This window comes from Agrobacterium tumefaciens (assembly GCF_013337285.1).
GTDB classification, from domain to species: Bacteria; Pseudomonadota; Alphaproteobacteria; order Rhizobiales; family Rhizobiaceae; genus Agrobacterium; species Agrobacterium burrii.
This window is the reverse complement of record NZ_SUPW01000006.1, coordinates 37,155-55,316: the sequence shown is the minus strand read 5'-3', so window position 1 is coordinate 55,316 and position 18,162 is coordinate 37,155. Positions and strand designations below refer to the sequence as shown.

The 18,162-nt window shown below is 57.6% G+C and carries 17 protein-coding genes; 2 read left to right on the top strand and 15 right to left on the bottom strand.

Annotation, left to right across the window (positions count from 1 at the left end; genetic code table 11):
* Positions 1 to 56 precede the first annotated feature (56 nt).
* The 15 genes from FCH38_RS16615 to tssH form a co-directional block, all read right to left on the bottom strand.
* The gene (locus tag FCH38_RS16615; RefSeq protein ID WP_174374416.1) at positions 57 to 1,049 is read right to left on the bottom strand and encodes a type VI immunity family protein; all 993 of its coding nucleotides are present in this window, start codon (positions 1,047 to 1,049) and stop codon (positions 57 to 59) included.
* Positions 1,050 to 1,058: 9 nt separating this feature from the next.
* Positions 1,059 to 2,051, bottom strand: coding sequence for a type VI immunity family protein (locus tag FCH38_RS16610; RefSeq protein ID WP_174374416.1), 993 nt, complete (start codon positions 2,049 to 2,051; stop codon positions 1,059 to 1,061).
* Between the two features lie 9 nt (positions 2,052 to 2,060).
* Positions 2,061 to 3,053, bottom strand: coding sequence for a type VI immunity family protein (locus FCH38_RS16605; protein ID WP_174374415.1), 993 nt, complete (start codon positions 3,051 to 3,053; stop codon positions 2,061 to 2,063).
* A gap of 9 nt (positions 3,054 to 3,062) precedes the next feature.
* Complete coding sequence (locus tag FCH38_RS16600; protein ID WP_174374414.1) at positions 3,063 to 4,055, bottom strand: type VI immunity family protein; 993 nt, start codon at positions 4,053 to 4,055, stop codon at positions 3,063 to 3,065.
* Between the two features lie 8 nt (positions 4,056 to 4,063).
* Positions 4,064 to 5,185, bottom strand: coding sequence for a DUF4150 domain-containing protein (locus FCH38_RS16595; RefSeq protein ID WP_153517066.1), 1,122 nt, complete (start codon positions 5,183 to 5,185; stop codon positions 4,064 to 4,066).
* On the bottom strand, positions 5,182 to 6,249 hold the full coding sequence (locus FCH38_RS16590; protein WP_153517067.1) for a hypothetical protein: 1,068 nt from the start codon (positions 6,247 to 6,249) through the stop codon (positions 5,182 to 5,184). The genes FCH38_RS16595 and FCH38_RS16590 overlap by 4 nt, the downstream gene beginning before the upstream one ends.
* Positions 6,246 to 7,271: a DUF2169 family type VI secretion system accessory protein gene (locus FCH38_RS16585; RefSeq protein WP_174374413.1), complete on the bottom strand. Its 1,026-nt coding sequence runs from the start codon at positions 7,269 to 7,271 to the stop codon at positions 6,246 to 6,248. Before FCH38_RS16585 ends, FCH38_RS16590 begins: the two co-directional genes overlap by 4 nt.
* A gap of 5 nt (positions 7,272 to 7,276) precedes the next feature.
* Complete coding sequence (locus FCH38_RS16580; protein WP_153517069.1) at positions 7,277 to 7,525, bottom strand: hypothetical protein; 249 nt, start codon at positions 7,523 to 7,525, stop codon at positions 7,277 to 7,279.
* Between the two features lie 82 nt (positions 7,526 to 7,607).
* A complete protein-coding gene (locus FCH38_RS16575; protein WP_153517070.1) occupies positions 7,608 to 8,771 on the bottom strand; it encodes a hypothetical protein in 1,164 nt (387 codons plus the stop codon).
* 16 nt (positions 8,772 to 8,787) lie between these two features.
* Positions 8,788 to 9,939: a hypothetical protein gene (locus FCH38_RS16570; RefSeq protein ID WP_149900668.1), complete on the bottom strand. Its 1,152-nt coding sequence runs from the start codon at positions 9,937 to 9,939 to the stop codon at positions 8,788 to 8,790.
* Between the two features lie 9 nt (positions 9,940 to 9,948).
* Positions 9,949 to 12,063 carry a type VI secretion system tip protein TssI/VgrG gene (gene tssI / locus FCH38_RS16565; RefSeq protein WP_174374412.1) on the bottom strand — a complete coding sequence of 705 codons (2,115 nt, stop codon included), beginning with the start codon at positions 12,061 to 12,063 and terminating at the stop codon, positions 9,949 to 9,951.
* A 14-nt stretch (positions 12,064 to 12,077) separates the two neighbouring features.
* The gene (locus tag FCH38_RS16560; RefSeq protein WP_149900666.1) at positions 12,078 to 12,578 is read right to left on the bottom strand and encodes a type VI secretion system amidase effector protein Tae4; all 501 of its coding nucleotides are present in this window, start codon (positions 12,576 to 12,578) and stop codon (positions 12,078 to 12,080) included.
* Positions 12,579 to 12,589: 11 nt separating this feature from the next.
* Positions 12,590 to 12,979 carry a Rap1a/Tai family immunity protein gene (locus FCH38_RS16555; protein ID WP_174374411.1) on the bottom strand — a complete coding sequence of 130 codons (390 nt, stop codon included), beginning with the start codon at positions 12,977 to 12,979 and terminating at the stop codon, positions 12,590 to 12,592.
* Positions 12,980 to 13,088: 109 nt separating this feature from the next.
* Positions 13,089 to 13,565: an Hcp family type VI secretion system effector gene (locus FCH38_RS16550; RefSeq protein WP_046801021.1), complete on the bottom strand. Its 477-nt coding sequence runs from the start codon at positions 13,563 to 13,565 to the stop codon at positions 13,089 to 13,091.
* Positions 13,566 to 13,622: 57 nt separating this feature from the next.
* Complete coding sequence (gene tssH, locus FCH38_RS16545; protein ID WP_174374410.1) at positions 13,623 to 16,286, bottom strand: type VI secretion system ATPase TssH; 2,664 nt, start codon at positions 16,284 to 16,286, stop codon at positions 13,623 to 13,625.
* 220 nt (positions 16,287 to 16,506) lie between these two features.
* Between tssH and tssA the strand changes: the two genes are divergently transcribed.
* Both tssA and tssB read left to right on the top strand, forming a co-directional pair.
* Positions 16,507 to 17,562, top strand: a complete 1,056-nt coding sequence (gene tssA, locus FCH38_RS16540; RefSeq protein WP_174374409.1) for a type VI secretion system protein TssA — start codon at positions 16,507 to 16,509, stop codon at positions 17,560 to 17,562.
* 60 nt (positions 17,563 to 17,622) lie between these two features.
* Positions 17,623 to 18,132 carry a type VI secretion system contractile sheath small subunit gene (gene tssB, locus FCH38_RS16535; protein ID WP_149900662.1) on the top strand — a complete coding sequence of 170 codons (510 nt, stop codon included), beginning with the start codon at positions 17,623 to 17,625 and terminating at the stop codon, positions 18,130 to 18,132.
* The last annotated feature ends 30 nt before the right edge of the window (positions 18,133 to 18,162 follow it).

Sequence of the window (18,162 nt, the reverse complement as noted above, 5' to 3'; positions counted from 1 at the left end):
CGCTCTTCGAGGGTCGCCGTTGTGGCGATGAATCCGTTTATATCCAAGACGCCATCCTAGCGCTCGCCGCCATCAAACCGGCGTGTCCACCATTCTGTGTACTCCATCTCATCGACATCGTGGGGAGCCCGTAGATAAGGATAGTCCCAGTTCTCGTAGCGCAGGGGTTTGAGGAAATCATTGACCGCACGATATGCCAAGGGCACCCGCCCCTTGTTCAAGTCGCCCAGTACAGGCCGTTCACCCGCCTGGAAAACGACGCCACCCTCATAGGGATGGAGGACGATCTCTTCTCCGAGCACCTCTCTCGCCTTCGCAAGACCACCGACGCGCTCAAGCAGCTCATCATTGACGGCTGTCAGCCAGTTCACGTCACGGATCACATCGGTGCGCTGTGAAATGATTAATCCAAAACGGATGCCATCTTCATAGAGGAGGCCGGGAAATCTGCGGAACAGTGGATAGGCCCGTTCGGTTGCACCTGTCGCATAGGAATAGAAAAAAAGCGACATCCCCGACACGGCGTAAAAAACCTGAAGGTCACGGCAGGCGTCAACGAAGAAACGCACGACACCTAGTGGATCTAGCGATAGTTGCGACAACCTCGTCTGGTACATCAGGTGCCCAGAGCCGCCACGATACCCAATGCCGGGAAGAAGCGCTGTCAAATAGTCGTGTACCGGATCGGTCGACCGCAGAGCTTTGGCAGGCATATGTCTGATATAAAAGCCTGCTGTCTCCTTCTCATCAGCGTAATTGCTCTGTGCTAGATGCCGCTCGATGTCATCTCTCGAAGACACACGGCGCGAACGCTCACCAACCGTCAGCAGATTGGTGTTTCCTTTCGTAAAATCGTAGTAGCGCAACGCCAGATCAAGCGCCGCTCGGCGTGTCCGCAGTGTTTCACCATCCGCAAAATAGAACCCCGCCGTCAGCCCGAACAACCATTGGATGGCATTGCCCGGCGGCAAACCGATTTCGTCCAGTTTCTCGAGGTCACCGCGCTCTTCGAGGGTCGCCGTTGTGGCGATGAATCCGTTTATATCCAAGACGCCATCCTAGCGCTCGCCGCCATCAAACCGGCGTGTCCACCATTCTGTGTACTCCATCTCATCGACATCGTGGGGAGCCCGTAGATAGGGATAGTCCCAGTTCTCGTAGCGCAGGGGCTTGAGGAAATCGTTGACCGCACGATATGCCAAGGGCACCCGCCCCTTGTTCAAGTCGCCCAGTACAGGCCGTTCACCCGCCTGGAAAACGACGCCACCCTCATAGGGATGGAGGACGATCTCTTCTCCGAGCACCTCTCTCGCCTTCGCAAGACCACCGACGCGCTCAAGCAGCTCATCATTGACGGCTGTCAGCCAGTTCACGTCACGGATCACATCGGTGCGCTGTGAAATGATTAATCCAAAACGGATGCCATCTTCATAGAGGAGGCCGGGAAATCTGCGGAACAGTGGATAGGCCCGTTCGGTTGCACCTGTCGCATAGGAATAGAAAAAAAGCGACATCCCCGACACGGCGTAAAAAACCTGAAGGTCACGGCAGGCGTCAACGAAGAAACGCACGACACCTAGTGGATCTAGCGATAGTTGCGACAACCTCGTCTGGTACATCAGGTGCCCAGAGCCGCCACGATACCCAATGCCGGGAAGAAGCGCTGTCAAATAGTCGTGTACCGGATCGGTCGACCGCAGAGCTTTGGCAGGCATATGTCTGATATAAAAGCCTGCTGTCTCCTTCTCATCAGCGTAATTGCTCTGTGCTAGATGCCGCTCGATGTCATCTCTCGAAGACACACGGCGCGAACGCTCACCAACCGTCAGCAGATTGGTGTTTCCTTTCGTAAAATCGTAGTAGCGCAACGCCAGATCAAGCGCCGCTCGGCGTGTCCGCAGTGTTTCACCATCCGCAAAATAGAACCCCGCCGTCAGCCCGAACAACCATTGGATGGCATTGCCCGGCGGCAAACCGATTTCGTCCAGTTTCTCGAGGTCACCGCGCTCTTCGAGGGTCGCCGTTGTGGCGATGAATCCGTTTATATCCAAGACGCCATCCTAGCGCTCGCCGCCATCAAACCGGCGTGTCCACCATTCTGTGTACTCCATCTCATCGACATCGTGGGGAGCCCGTAGATAGGGATAGTCCCAGTTCTCGTAGCGCAGGGGCTTGAGGAAATCGTTGACCGCACGATATGCCAAGGGCACCCGCCCCTTGTTCAAGTCGCCCAGTACAGGCCGTTCACCCGCCTGGAAAACGACGCCACCCTCATAGGGATGGAGGACGATCTCTTCTCCGAGCACCTCTCTCGCCTTCTCAAGACCACCGACGCGCTCAAGCAGTTCATCATTGACGGCTGTCAGCCAGTTCACGTCACGGATCACATCGGTGCGGCGCAATATTTCCAGGGTGAAATTACTGCCATCTTCGTAAAGGAGGCCCGGAAACCGACGGAACAGAGGATATGCTTTTTCAGTCGCACCCGCCGCATAGGAATAGAAAAAAAGCGACATTCCCGAAACGGCATAAAAAACCCGGAGATCACGGCAGGCGTCAACGAAGAGGCGAACCACGCCAGTTGGGTCGCGTGATAATTCCGATAACCGCGTCTGATGCATCAAGCGCCCATTGCCGCCGCGATAGCCGGCGCTCGGGAGAAGGACAGTAAAATAGTCGTGAACCGGATCGGTCGAACGCAGCGCCTGTTTTGGCATATGCCTGATATAGAAGCTCGCGGTCTCCCCCTCGTCAAAATACTCGTCTTTTGACAGATTTTGCGCAACGTCTTCCCGTGACGAGATGCGACGTACACGCTCGTTAAAGGACAACAAATTTGTGTTGCCCTCCGCTAGGTCGTAGTAACTTAGCGCCAGATCGGCCATTGCTTGGCGTGTACGCCGTGTTTCACCACCCGCAAAATAGAACCCCGATGTCAGCCCGAACAACCATTGGATGGCATTGCCGGGCGGCAGGCCGATTTCATCCAGTTTTTCGAGCTCACCGCGCTCTTCGAGGGTCGCCGTTTTGGCGATGAATCCGTTTATATCCAAGACGCCATCCTAGCGCTCTACACCATCAAACCGGCGCGTCCACCATTCGGTGTACTCCATCTTATCGACATCATGTGGCGCTCTAAGATAGGCGCGCTCCCAGTTCTCATAACGCAGGGGCTTGAGGAAATCGTTGACCGCACGATATGCCAAGGGCACCCGCCCCTTGTTCAAGTCGCCAAGCACAGGCCGTTCACCCGCCTGGAAAACGACGCCACCCTCATAGGGGTGGAGGACGACCTCGTCTCCCAGCACTTCTCTCGCCTTGTCAAGACCACCGGCGCGCGCGAGCAGCTCATCGTTGACGGCTGTCAGCCAGTTCACGTCGCGGATAGTGTCCGTCCTGTCTCGTATGGCCAATCCGAAACGTGCCCCATCCTCGTAAAGCAGCCCGGGAAACCTGCGAAACAGAGGATAGGCTTTTGCCGTTGCGCCCGACGCATAGGAATAGAAAAAGAGCGACAAACCCGAGACCGCGTAGAAAACCCGCAGATCGCGGCAGGCGTCAACAAAAAAACGGATCACGCTATCCGGATCGCGCGACAGCGCCGATAGCCTCGTCTGGCACATGAGGTGTCCATTGCCACCACGATAACCGGCGCCGGGAAGAAGGGTGGTGAAGTAGTCGTGAACCGGATCGGTCGAACGCAACGCCTGTTTTGGCATATGCCTTATGTAAAAACCCGCCGTCTCCTTCTCGTCGTAATATTCACCTTGCGACAGGTATTCTTCGATCTGTTTTCCCGCCGAAAGACGGCGTGTCCGCTCATTAAACGACAATAAATTGGTGTTTCCCTCCACGAGATCGTAATAACGCACTGCCAAACCGAGCATGGCTTGGCGTGTTTGGCGCGTTTCTCCGTCGGCAAAATAGAACCCTGATGTCAGCCCAAACAGCCATTGGATGGCATTGCCGGGCGGCAAACCGATTTCATCCAGTTTTTCAAGTTCACCGCGCTCTTCGAGGATCGCCATCGTGGTGATGAGTTCGTTTAAATTCATGATATATCCTACTTTATCGGTATCGGGCGACCGGGGAACCGACGACCGGGTAAGGGCAGCCAGATCGGATTCTCAAGACCTTTCCGAAGTTCGCGCCACAGCCTCTCAGCTTCCCATTGCCGCTCCTGTTCGCGCTGCCTTACAGCTTCCTCACAATTGTCGCACTCGTCCAGCACGACAAACTCACTGTATTCAGCGCCGTGCCGGTCAGCGATATCTTCATATGCTCTGGCCTTCGCCGCATCGTTTGGAAACTTGTCCCCCGGAAACTTCATATCATACATGTGGGTCATCTGGCCGTTCTCGACTTTCACCACATCCAGCCAGCGGGAGCCACGCACGTTGAACCATCGCGTGCCGCCCCAGGGCGCCCGACGGGGAACCTTCGGAATGTCGTGTTCCTCTCCCTGCAGAATGATATTGCCGGGCGGTTTATCCGGGAATGTATTGTTCGGATTGTTCGGGTCCCAGAATCCAAGCTCGGAAACATAGCCGTAGTTCGTGCGCGGATCTCCCACGGGCATGCTGCTGCCAAGAACAGTGTTTGGATATTGCGCCTGGATCGTTGCGTCGACACAGCGCTGATAGCGCCCGGGGCTCGACTCGTCGTCGCGCGGCAAAACCTGATCGATCCATTCAAGACCCTCGGTGACGCTGTTTCTCGGACGATGCAGCGCATAACAGCGGCAGCCCACTTCACACAGGTAACGCTCAGGATCACCTTCGGGCAGATCGGTTTTGTAACCTCCGACCGATACGGTGTTGCCCTTGTTGAGGAGCATCTTGTCGGTAAGGCGCGTCACTGCGCGGCCTTGCATGAAGACGTTGGGGGACCAGGAAAGGAAGGTGGCCTGATGCAGATGCGTGCCGGATTTGATCCCGCCGGACGAACCGGGTTCATCGCCGATCGATTTGGCGAACCGGGAGCCGCGCACGCCATTCATCGCCCCGCCATGCGAGAACACCGTGGTCGTCCCGTCGGCAAGATCGCGGGCAAATGCGGTATTCGTGTATGGCACGGGCACAGGCTTGGGCGGGGTCAGGCAAACATCCGGCAAGGTCGAGCGGACGTAGCCACTGGAGTTTTTGTGGCAGAGCGTAATCCCGTTGATGCGAATTGTTTCCTTCATGCGTCTACCCTACCGGTTTTCATGTCGCGCTGGACGCTCTCCACAATTGTTGCCGCTCTCAGCCCGTCGCGGGAACTGGCCGACAGAAGACTGTAGCGAAACTCTTCGCCGTCCGGTTCGGCATTTTCCCTGCGCGATCCCGGCGCCGGCGCAAGTGCAAGAGCGGCCATCACAAGCCCGCTTGCCGCCCCGAGGTCACCGAGCTGAAGCGCCGGGATTTCCGCCCTGTCGGCCAGCTCGGCCATTTCCGCGGCATTGGTTGTGATCGCATAGCCAAATTCCTCAGCGCGTACGCGATCGCCATTGAGATCGACAATAAAGCGATCAGGAGAAAAGCCTCCTTCGAGGAGCATCCCATAACAGCTCGCAAGGGCGCGACCCATCAATCCGCGCTCGGGATCAATCGGGCTTTCAGGCTCTTCCATGGTAGAAAGGCGCGCAATTCGACCGAGCCGCACATCATTTTCCGGCCCAAGTGCCAACACGGCCGCAGCTTCGCCGGGAACCATGCCGTAGGGGTTGTCTCGTGTCAGCAGTTCACCGTGATAGGCCAGACTGTCGAGCATGTCTGAGTGGATATAACTGTCAACGACGGCAACGAGAACAATTCTCCCCGTTCTCCTCACGATTTCCGGACAATCCCTGCCAACAAGCTGCAGGCTTTCAGCCTGTCCGCCGAAGGAAACGGAGAGGCTCGTCACCTGCGGCAGAGGGGCCTGGTGGAGCCTGGCATTAAAGTCCTCGGCGACAGGTCCGCCTTCCATCCAATAGGGCAGCAGCAGAAGCATCGCATAGTCGGCGCTTTCCTGTCCGCGCTTCGTCAGCTGCGCAACGCAATCGGCAAGCGCGCAGGCAAGTAATTTTCGCAGCCGCTCGACATAGTCCCGCTCTTCCGTCAACGGAAAGACCGCCGCAAGGGTTGGTGGTCGCCCGTCCGCCATCACCAGGCTGCGGTCCTTCTCGGTGAATCTTTCGCCGCTCGAATAGGCGGCAATTGCCGTTTCAAAGTCTTTGCCCGCCGGACACGTCAGGCCGGCCGCCAGGATTGAAACCGCCGCTCTCATGCGACAACTCCGGCCATCTGCCTTAGTCGGAGAAAAGAGACCTCGACATCCTGGTCGCGCCCGCCACATGGCACATGGGCATTCCATACCAGATCCACGAGACGCTCATCGCCAGTGATCTCCACCTGAACGAGCCTGAACCTGTGCGTCAGCGTCTTTCCGGCAATACGCGTATCAGCTTCGAGGATACATTGCGGCAGGCGAAATGCATAACCGCCTTCCGGATGAAGCCCTTCCAGTCGTACCGGCTCACCGCCGCGCAACTCGCCGGAATAGATTTGATCGATCGGCGCGGTCTGGTGGAAATTTTCGGAGAAATCCGAGGGCAAAAGCGGCGACCTGTTTTTAATCCAAGCGTCATCATAGGTGCCAGCGTGGATACGCCGTGCTGCCCAGGCAGGCTGAATCGCGCCAAACCCGACTGGCTGCGAAAGCGGCCGACCTGGTTCGAAGACATCCGCAGGGGCTGCAATCTGGGGCATATCTAGTTCCGCGCCCTCCGGCGCGCGATCGAAATGACCCGACCAGCCCAAGCCGATCGGATTGGCGTCGCACTCGGCGCCCTCATCGTCGGCAAAGGGATCCTTCCCGCCCAATGACCGCGTCCATGACAGTTCGGTGCGAGCGACGCGATCCTTCTCGGCAATCTCCCAGCCACGCCTTTTTTTGACCATGCACCCTCTGCCCGTAACGACGGCCTGCTTGGTCAATGTACCGACACCAACGGTGACGTCGATACGGTCCACTGGCTGCTCGTCAGGCGCAACAGCTGAGCCATGAACGAGAATATCGGCAGCGGGCCTGAAAGGGGCGAAATCGGCATCTGCAACAAGCTCGCGTGCCTCTGCATCACGGTAGACGGGAGAGAGCCGGATGGGCTGCGGCTCAAGCAGGTCGGTCATGCCGTCCGGACGCGCGCGAAATCGTCCGCGCACCGCGACACACCAATATTCCTTTCCATCGCGGTCGCGAATGAAATAGCCGTCCGCGGAGAAAGGCGTGTTGTTGCTGACTGCCCACATGCCGGTCAGTTCAGGTCAATATAGGCGGCGTCCAGCGCGATGTTCTGGCGAGCCGTCTGGATAATTTTCTTGCCTTCCACCCTGACGACCCCATCAGAGCCCAACGTGATACGAGCCTCGCCGTTGCGGATCGTCATCGTCCCGGAACCGTCGAACTCGATCATCGCCGCAAGCTTCAGCAGCTTACCCCAGGCGTCCTCCGATAACGGGAGCATTTGTCCCAAGAGCACCTTGCGATCAGGGATTTGGTTCATATCGTGCGAACTCCTCTCAAAAATGATCCAGGTGGAAGGCCGTTCAAAAAATGTCCGGCTGTTCTGTTAAAACCTCAGCGGCTCATTTCAGTTGGTCCACCAAACCGTCGCCGATGACACGAGTGACGAAGTCCGTATGGATCATCGTTGCAACATCCGTCGGCGCAGCAGGGAACGCCGTCACCGAAGCAACCGCAGCAACAATGCCCTTCTTGACGTTCAATACGGTCTTGGCGCGTATCTTCTGGCCGCTGCCTTGCAGGGTGACGATATCGATGAAGCCTCGATCAACGTCACCGACTTTCTCATCCGGAACGAAAGTCACGTCCTGATCCAACTTATAGCCCACATCCGGCATCAAGTTCTGCAGCTCGATTTCCACCACTTTCGCGGCGAGCTGTCGCAGTTGTTCGTCAGTAGGCGATAGGTCCGACTTAGGTGTTGGGAAGATAAACAGCGATACGGCAGCGTTTCCGTCAGGATCATTGGAATTTGTGAACATCGCCCCGGTATAGGACGGATTGGGATCGCTGTTCTGCGTCAGTTTCTTCCATCCGTCCGGCAGGCGTGCGGAATAAACGGTACCACCGCTGGATGGCAGCTCCTGCGAGTGCATCGAGCCATCAATGCTGTCAGTCAATTCGTTATCAAGCTTCAGAGCGCCGAAAAATTGTGCGATCTGGGGTTCGACGCGGGCAGCCTCCTCTTGCGCGTAGCCAGCGCGCACGATGAGCAGAGACTTGTCATCGCGCCGGACCGCAACCCTCTCACGGCGGTTGAATCCATTATCCGGCCCGAGGGCAAACACATCGCCAGCGTCGCGACCATATTCCTTCATCGCAGAGACCGAAGGCGCCCATTCTTTTGCAAAGAGCCGGGCGTAATCAACCCCACGCGCAACCTTTTCCGGTTTGATCTCCGCGGTGATTATCTGGATTTCAAAATGATCGCGATTGGCGGGATCATAGCCAATCGACTGCAGGGTGACGTTGTCGAAGGTTTCATACTTATCCCATTCGGACAGTGCCCGCTGCTCCTTGAACCACATAAAGCTATCGATCTTCACTGAGTGAAAGTTAAGATCCCTGGCTTCCTGAAATGTATATGGCTCCGACGCCTTCGCTGTGCTGTCGAGGGTCAAACGGCTTGTATAATCTTCGGCCATAACATCCAATCCAATTGCGGTCGTCATTAAAACCATCGCCGAAAAAGACAGTCGGCGCAGCACCAAAAATAGAGGCTTCAACGTTCGGTTCTCCGTATCATTTTCCCTGCCATCCCTTGATGAGGTCTGCGGCCTTATCAAGACCCGTCAGTCCGCCCGATACTTTCGCACCGCCGCCCAGGCCGAATCCAAGTTTTGCGCCAACTTCGGCGCGCGCCTTGCCATTTTTCACACCTGCTTCCGCAGATGCCTCAGCCTGAGCCCCAACAGCTCCCTGCAGCTCACCGCCAAGACACACGCCAATATCCCATTTATCTTCGATGAGTTGGTTGTGCTCTTCAAACAGCCAGTTCCACGCTTTGATGACAGGATTGCCAACACGGCTTGGCGTCAGGCAGAGTTCTCCGTTGACTGAGCCCTCAATGACATTCGCCTTGGCGGCAAGTTTCAGTGTCCCCGTTACCTCTTCCGGGTTACCGACAAAAGCAACCTCACCCTCCACCTCTCCTTTCAGCACCGCGCCTTTCGCGGCTCCGGAGATGACCTGGTCCTTGAGAACTTCAACCTTGCCCTGAGCAGCGGCGGCACTGGCTTTTGCGCTCAATTTGGCGTCAATTCCGCCTTTGGTGATAGAGAACCCGGCCTTACCATCACCTTCTCGTGCCCCGAGCTTGTATTCTCCCGAAGCCCAATCCTTTGCCGGATCGCCAAAGCTGTCTCCAGCCACCTTCTTATCGTGTTTCCACCAGGTATATTCGGCAACCTGGAAATTGCGTTCCTTCCATTTACCCCGCCAGTCGGTGTCATGGGCGGTCTTTCCATCCGGATTGCGGCGTGTGTAGCCCGAAGCAAGATACTCCCTGACGCCGCGTTGATATTTCTTGCCGATGCCGGCGTCCTTATAGTCCTGGCTTAGTTCACCAAACTTCCAAGCGCTGGCGCTTTCCTTGTTCTCGTTTTCACGCTCGTTCTGAGGAAGGAGTTTGTTTGCGCTGGACGACCGCCCGAAAAGCACGGTCTCGTCGACAGCGGGTATGTATTCGCATAATCCGCCGTTGGAATTGAACGACGGCTGGGGAGCATCCGCGCGAAATGGCGGCGTGATCCCCGGAGACACCGGAAAAAACGGATGACGCTTGAATGTCGACAGGTCGGTTTTCAACATGTCCAGGACATTGTCGTCGTCATATGCGGAAAAAGGCACCCCCAGCATACGAGACGGTGGCAATCCTGATGGTTTCTCAGCCATGGCCTACACTCAGTTCTGCGTAATCTGGTCGGCTTGGAAATGAATATGCTTGCCTTGAATCACGATATGCCCCTCGCGCGACATCGTCAGCATCGAATTCTCTCCTACTTTGATCGTCAATTGTTCGCCCACCCGGATGTTCATGATACGCCCGATATCCGTGTCAGAGCGCCCCCGAACGATGACACTGTGAGCTTTGCCGACCGTTGTTTGATAGGTGTGCCCAACAACGGTTGATTTGGCCCCGCCGACAACCTCCGAGGAACCAATACCGACGACCTGCGAGTGATTTTTCTCGACGAAAAGCTGGAAATTCCCTTTTGCGAAATTGAAAGGGTCCGGAATTTTGAGTTTACCCAATGCCGCGCCAACCTTGTCGAAAACAAGCTTCGTCTTGTCCCTCAAAAGGTTTGACAAGGCATTCTCGCCTACCGCAATCGACATATTGCCCGCGATAACCTCATCATGATCGCCACCAACTTCCGTCGATTTATCGTTGGCCACGAGTTCCGATTTGTCGTGCCCCACGCGCTTGGAATAGTCATTTAGAATTTCAAAGTTTGTATCCTTTTGAGCGTGCAGAAATACCTCTTCCTGTTCTGCTTCATCCTCAAACCGCAGTTCATTAAATCCAGCCCCCTTGTGTGTATTGGTCCTGAAAGTGCTCCGCGTCTTATTTGCCGGTAACTCATAGGGCACCGTCTGGCGTGCATTCGGCACCACACCGGTCACCAGCGGACGGTCGGGATCGCCGTCCACGAAGGCAACCATCACCTCCATGCCGATGCGGGGAATGATCTGGCCGCCCCAGGTGGAGCCCGCCCAGTTCTGCGCCACCCGCACCCAGCACGTATCGGTTCCATCCTTCTTCGCCTTGCGGTCCCAGGGAAACCACAGCTTGATACGGCCATATTGGTCGGGATGGATTTCCTCGCCTTCCGGACCGGCGACGATCGCCACCTGCGTGCCTTCGATGCGCGGGCGTTTTGTTGACCGATGCGGTGTCAGCGGCACGCGGGCGGGGATCGCCTCGAAACTGTTGCGATATTCCGGCTCGTTGCCGTTTGTTTCATAGGAAAGGTCCACGATGTTGTGGCTCGCACGGATGATGACATGCTCTTCATACGCATGTTCGGGGTGGGCGACCTCGTATGGGGTAAAGCGGCGGCCCGCCTCCAGAGTGCGCGAGGTGGACGCGCCGAACACACGGTCATGATCAGCCTCGATCGACTGGGTGCGCAGTTTCTGCGCCCGCTCCGCCTCTTCCACCGTGCTGATCCGGGCCGGATATTCATAAAGCTCGCGCTTGGTCGCATCCGGCATCTGCACCAGCGATGGCGTCATCGTACCAGGCACCATGCCCGGCGTCTCGAAGTTCCAGTCGGCACCGGCCCGCTGACCCGAAACGTAGGAAAAGCGGCGCGCCCAGTCATTGATGTGGTTGCGATCCGAAGACCCCTGCGCCAGACGTACCGTACCCTCGCCCTGCGCCGAAGCAGACGGGGCAAGCCAGCCGCTGGCGCTGTCGGCCACATGCAGCTTGTGGGAACCATCCTCATGGGCAAACCAGTAGAACAGCCCGTCCTCTTCGAAACGACGGGCGAGATAATCCAGGTCGGTCTCGTTGAATTGCACGCTGTAGTGCTGTGCCGGCGGCGGCGAGATGATGCCTGATGTATCGGGAGCGGGAATGCCGTGTTCGGAAAACAGCGTCTCGACGATCTCGATCGCGGTCTTGTCCATCCAGATGCGGCAATCGGAACGGCGTGACAGAAGCCACATTTGCGGCCGGATGGTCAGCGCATAGGAGCGCAGCCCGCGGGTGATCGGCGGTCCCTCATGTAGTTCGGTCACCAAGCCGTTGAAGGGGCGGCGGGTACCGCCGCCGTCTTCACCATCTCCCTGGCTTACCTCCACCGAGACATCAACCAGCCGTCCGATCAGTTCTTCGGGCTTGACCGCGTCTTTCTTTGCCCGCACCGTCAGGCGGATATCGAAGAGTTGCGACACGCCCTCATCGACCGACAGACGCTCCGGCAGCAACTGATCCTCGCCGAGCGGAGACTTGACCTTGAGAACGCGGCTGGCCTGAACGAAATCAGCAGATGAAGGTTGATCGGTCATGAGATACTCCTGAATCAGGATACGCGACCGGCCTGCAGGGGCCAGAACCAGATCGTTTCCGAATTATAGTAGCAAGCCGATGCGCATTGCGCGGCCTCCGCACCACCTCGCACGAGGTCGATATGACCGCCGCCGCTGTAGCCCGGAATGTTGTTGAATGCGACGACGCCGTTGCGTGCACCGATACCGGTTCGCGCCGTTGCCGGCGTAAAGGGCTCATGCTCGCCGAGATAGCCGGTCCTTCTCAGCAAAGCGGCAAGGCGGCGCATGTTGACCTCGATGCCTTTTCCGGCATAGGCGCCCTTCTGGATGCGGTGCGAGGCGGGTACAATATTGATGCCCGATTTCACGAATGCGATGCTGACACGGATCGCGCAGGTATTATGATAGTTCGGATTGCCGATATAATCTTCCCAGCCGATTTCGGTGAACAGATCACGCTGGCTGATATAGTTGGAATGCGAGGGTTCGCTGCTCGGATAATTGGCATAAAGAGTGTCAAAGTTAACGCGCATGGCTTATCCCACTAGTTACTTTTCGGCTCACAGGGAAAGGAGGACACAAGCGCCTCCCGCACGAGAATGGCTGCCTGTTCATCCAGTTTTTCCGCAGGGAGATCGCCGAGATAGGTGTAGATCCGGTCGGTGAGTTCATGAGGCGCCACGGTGCCTGCACCACACCAGTCCGATCCGCCCGTAAGGTCGGCCACACCGGCGATATAGGCGCTGGATTTGGCGACGGAAACCAGCCGCCGCATTTCCGGATCAGACACTTCCGGAGCGAGCTTGCCCTCGATTGCCTGCTTGAGTTCGGCACCGGAGAATATCCATGTCCGTTCCGCCGCCCCGGCCGGTGAGGAACCGGAAAGAGCCAGAACAAACGACATGGGAACAAGAAACGCATATTGGGAGCGCATGAAAAACCCGCTTCGTCCAACGTGGATGAGAAACATCACGACGTGAACTGCAAAACTGCAATGAAAATGGTCCGGTGCCGGCCGATACCGGCACCGGGTCGCGTGGCTATCAAGCGGCCTTGGTCGTCGCCAGATCGTAGGAAGCGATCATCGGAGACTGCGGCGAGTTGTTGTCGTCGAACGGCGTGTACTTCACTTCCATCTTGGTGAAGTTGAGCTTGATGGTCTCAACCGGACGGTCGCCGCTGGAATCCACCGAGTAGCTGGCGATAAGCGTATTCGTCAGCAGGTACTCGATATAGGTATTGCCGGGGTTGCCGGTGGTTACCATGTGGACTGTCGCCAGCTTGCCGGTACGGCCGGCGCAGGCTTCCTGGAAAAGCTTGGTGGAAGAAGAATCGCTAACCTTGGTCAGAATGACTTCCGAAATCGTCGGTTCTGATGCTTCGCGGTTTGCAGCAGAACCAGCAGAAGTGTTCATGTTGCGGGCGACGTTCCAGTGAATGGCTTCGATGTCCATCCACTTGCGGTGCTCTTCGTGCGTAGCGTCGCCCTGGATACCGTCAATCTGCAGATAAATTGGCATGCTGTAAGCTCCTGTAGCTGAAATGACCTCTTGCTTCGAGGCCGAGTTGCCCTTCGTCTAATGCCGCATGCGTCGGGTAGTCCCTTCCGACGCGGCAACTTCATCCATCCCAACCCCTTCGGTCGCGACGAATTCATTCTTTTCCCCAGCCGCTTCGGCACGAATGCCGAACCGATTTTCTTCAAAATCGACAACGACCTTTCCGACCCGCTCTCCCGCAACGACTTTCGCGAGGAAAAAGCTGGAGAGAGGCGGCAGGAGATCCTTGCCGATCATGATTTCGATGGCGCGCGCACCGATGTCGCTTGCGCCGGCGCGCGTCACCAATGCGTCGCGCGCTCCGTCTGACAAGGTCAGGTCAGCGCCATAGGTCGCCAGCACCCGTTCCCTGATCTTGTCAATCTGCATAGCCACGATCCTCGCCAGCTGTTCTGCCCCGAGAGGCATGAAGGGCAAGATGATCGTGCGCCCGAGGAAGGCGGGCTTGAACTGTTTCGTCAGCTCCGGCATCAGCAGCGCTTCCAGCGCCTCGCCTTCCGGCATCGTATCGGGATCGGCGGAAAGTGCCGAAAGCAGGTCCGAGCCGGTATTGGCCGTCATGAAGATCGTGGTGTTCTTGAAATCGACGTCGCGACCTTCGCCATCGCGAAGCACACCCTTGTCGAATACCTGGTAGAAAATATCCTGTACGCCGGGATGCGCCTTGTCGATTTCATCGAGCAGCAGAACCCCGAACGGCCTGCGGCGCACCGCTTCGGTCAGCACGCCGCCCTCACCGAAACCGACATAGCCGGGCGGCGAGCCAAGAAGCAGCGAAACCTTGTGCTCCTCCTTGAACTCCGACATGTTGATCGTCGTCAGGTGGCTGTTGCCGCCGTAGAGCAGGTCCGCCAGCGATAGCGCCGTCTCGGTCTTGCCCGTTCCGGACATGCCGACAAGGAAAAACACGGCCGGCGGACGGCGCGGATCGGACAATCCGGCGCGGGCGGTGCGCATGGCGTCGGCAATCCGGCCGATTGCGGCATCCTGCCCGACGACCCGCTGCCGCATGCGATCATCCAGCGTGCGTGCGCTTTCGATCTGGTCCGCAAGCAGTTTGCCAAGCGGAATCCCGGTCCACCGAGAAACGACGGAGGCGATAGCGTCGCGGTCCACCACCGTCGGCACAAGTCTCTCGACATTTGCCGGCTGAACCTCACCGACGGGCCGCAGGCGCGATATGTTCGACGCGCCGGTCTCATCCGCCTGCTCTTCGCTGAGCGCGGCAAGTTCGGCCATTTCCGCATCGTAACGGCCACGCAGATCAACGATGCCGGTCTCGAGCCTTTCAAGCTCGTCGCGTATCGACTGAATGCGGCCTTGCATGTCTTCATCCTGCGGTTCACGCAGAAGCCAGTTCAACTCGTCGGACAGAAGGCGTCGTTCGCTTTCCATGGCGCGCAGCCGCTCCGGCGGGGTCTGCCGCGCCAGCGAAACGGCAGCGGCAGCCGTGTCGAGAAGGCTTACCGCCTTGTCCGGCAATTGCCTTGCCGGCATGTAACGCGCGGATAATTGCACCGCCGCGACGATCGCCTCGTCACGAACGGTGACGTTGTGATGGCTGACGAAAGTATCCGCCACACCCCGCAGCATCCGTATTGCGGTCGCCTCGTCTGGCTCGCGCACGTGCACGGGCTGGAAACGACGCGTCAGCGCCGCGTCCTTCTCGAAATATTTCTTGTATTCGCTCCAGGTCGTGGCCGCGACGGTCCGCACCTCGCCTCTTGCGAGGGCGGGCTTGAGGATATTGGCCGCATCGCCCTGGCCCGCCGTGCCGCCCGCACCGACAAGACCATGCGCCTCATCGATGAACAGGATGACCGGTTCGGCCGAGCGTTTTACCGCATCGATCACGCCGTGAAGACGCCGCTCAAACTCGCCCTTAACGCCGGCGCCGGCCTGAAGCAGCGAAATATCGAGGTTCAGCAGGCGCACATTGCGCAGTTTTTCCGGAACACTTCCCGACACGATCTCAAGCGCCAGCGCTTCCGCAACCGCGGTTTTGCCGACACCAGCCTCACCCACGAGAATGGGGTTGTTCTGTCTGCGGCGCGTCAGAATATCAACGAGCTGGCGCAGCTCGTCATCGCGGCCGATCACCGGATCGACCTTGCCGTTCCGGGCATCGGCGGTCATGTCCTGGGTATAAAGGCGCAGAAAGTCGTTCTGGCCGGCGGCCGGTCCCGAACTGGCGGGCGCGGCGGAAAAATCCCCGCCCTTTTTGTCGTCAACCACACTGCGAAGGCGTTCGAGCGCTGCCCGATCCATCGCCTTCAGGGACGGGAATGCCGAACGGACGAAGGAGCGAAGTGAGGTTTCCTCATCCATCGCCAGCAGCAGGTCGCAAAGCGTCACCCGGTCACGTCCGGCCTCCAGCGAAGCCAGAACCCAGGCCTCCCGGCCCGCCGTCAGGATGTTCTGGGAAAGCGACAACGCCTCCCCATCGCCGATAATCGCCTCTTCGAGGCTGCGGCCGATTTCAGCCTGCAATACCGGAAGTGGAATTTTTAATTCCTCGAATGTTTCCGCATAGATACCGGCATCTACAACCGCCAGCAGCCAATGCGGGATATCCACATACCTGTGCCCCATACGCACCGCAATGGAAGCCGCAGCTTCAAGGGTGACGCGCAGGTCAGGCTCAAGCGCTTCAACGAGGCGATTGATATCGATATGCGACATGCAATGAGCCTCCTGCCCCGGTCCATTCCACAACGTGACGTGGAATAACTATGATGATGAAACCCGGTTGTCCACCCCGAAGTTTATTTTTTGTCAGGTGAGATTAAGCAATAGACGCCACAATTTAGACACATTTAGAATAAGTCTGTCTGAGGAATAGCCTTACGTAAGGGAAGTAACTACAAAAAATCCATTACTATTTTCTGGGGATAGACTGCTCTTGAACGCACCGCAAGTTAAAAGAGATGTAGAATTGTTTGGAGATTGCGGAGAAAATATCCGCATCGATTCAAGAACGCGTGAAATATACTACAGAATTAAGGATGAAAGAAACCACGCACGCACAGAAGAGCGTGCCGCTTCCCCTCAAGATAACTTGAAGATCTCCAGTAGCTGGGACAGTGTCAGCAATCTGGGATTGCAGATTATATATTCCGAAAGCAAGGATATAGAAATATTGGCATGGCTTGCCGAAGCAAGCCTGCGGCTGCGCGGCTTTCATGGACTGCGCGAAATCTATGACCTCTGCCGCGATCTTTTTTGCAACCACTGGGACTCATTGCGGTCGATCAGCGACGATAATGATGAAGAAAAATTTGCACCTTTTGCGGGATTGAACGGCATTGGCAGCGAAGGGACACTTGTTCAACCGCTCCGGCTAGCGCCCCTGATCCCGGGAGGCAAATTCGCGGAACACAGTCTCTGGGATTTCCAGCTGGCGCAGCGGCCGAACGAGAGCAAACGCCGCGAGGAACTGTATCGCGCCGCCTCCGAAGCCGGCGTTGCCGCCATGTCTTCCCATCTGGCGGAAGTGACGGCCTGTCTCGCCGCATTTGACGCCATCACCGCTGTTCTTTCCGAGCGCTGCGGCCAGGCCGCGCCGCCGAGTTCCAACATACGAAATACGCTCATCGAGGCCGCCGCCGCCATTCGCACGCTTGGCGGGCGGGATCAGGAACCGGCGCCCGTCGCGCAGGCGACAGCCGCGGTTCCGGGCGCGGACGACGATGGGCAACCGGCGGCAAGAGCGTCCTCGGCCTCCCCGGAAGGCATATCATCGCGGGATGAGGCGTTTGAAACTCTTCTCTCGGTTGCGCGTTACTTTCGCCGTACCGAGCCGCATTCACCGATTTCCCTGTCCATCGAAACGCTGGTTCGCAGGGGACGCATGGATTTCTCGGAGCTGTTGGCCGAGCTTTTGCCGGAAACGCAGGCCCGCAACGCAGTTCTGACGGCCGCCGGCATCAAACCCGGCGGAGAAAACAACGGGAAATAACGGGACGAGACGCCGTCCCGAAACAGTCATCTATGCCAACGGGGCATCAAGGAGGTTGAAATGGCAAGTGTACATGAAAAGCTGGAGCGGGTTCGCAAGCCCCGGGTCCACATCAAATACGAGGTCGAGACCGAAGGTGCGATGGTGGTCAAGGAACTGCCCTTCGTTGTCGGCGTGCTCGGTGATTTCTCCGGCAACCCGACCCAGCCGCTCAAGCCGTTCGGCGAACGCAAATTCGTTCAGATCGACCGCGACAATTTCGACGAGGTGATGCGCCGCATGACGCCAGGCCTCAACATCGCCGTTCCCAATACGCTGCAGAAAGACGGGACGGATATGCAGGTCAACCTGAAATTCGAGAGCATGGACGACTTCGAACCCGGCGCCGTCGTGCAGCAGGTACCGGCCCTGAAGGCGCTTCTGGATGCTCGCAACGAGTTGCGCGACCTGCTTTCCAAGGCCGACCGTTCGGAGGATCTGGAGCGGATGCTCGAGGATATTCTCCAGAACAAGACTGATCTCGCAACGCTGGTTTCCGAACTGAAGGAAAAAAACGGCGCGAGCGAATAATCGCCTGTGCGGAGGAAAACCTCCCCGAAC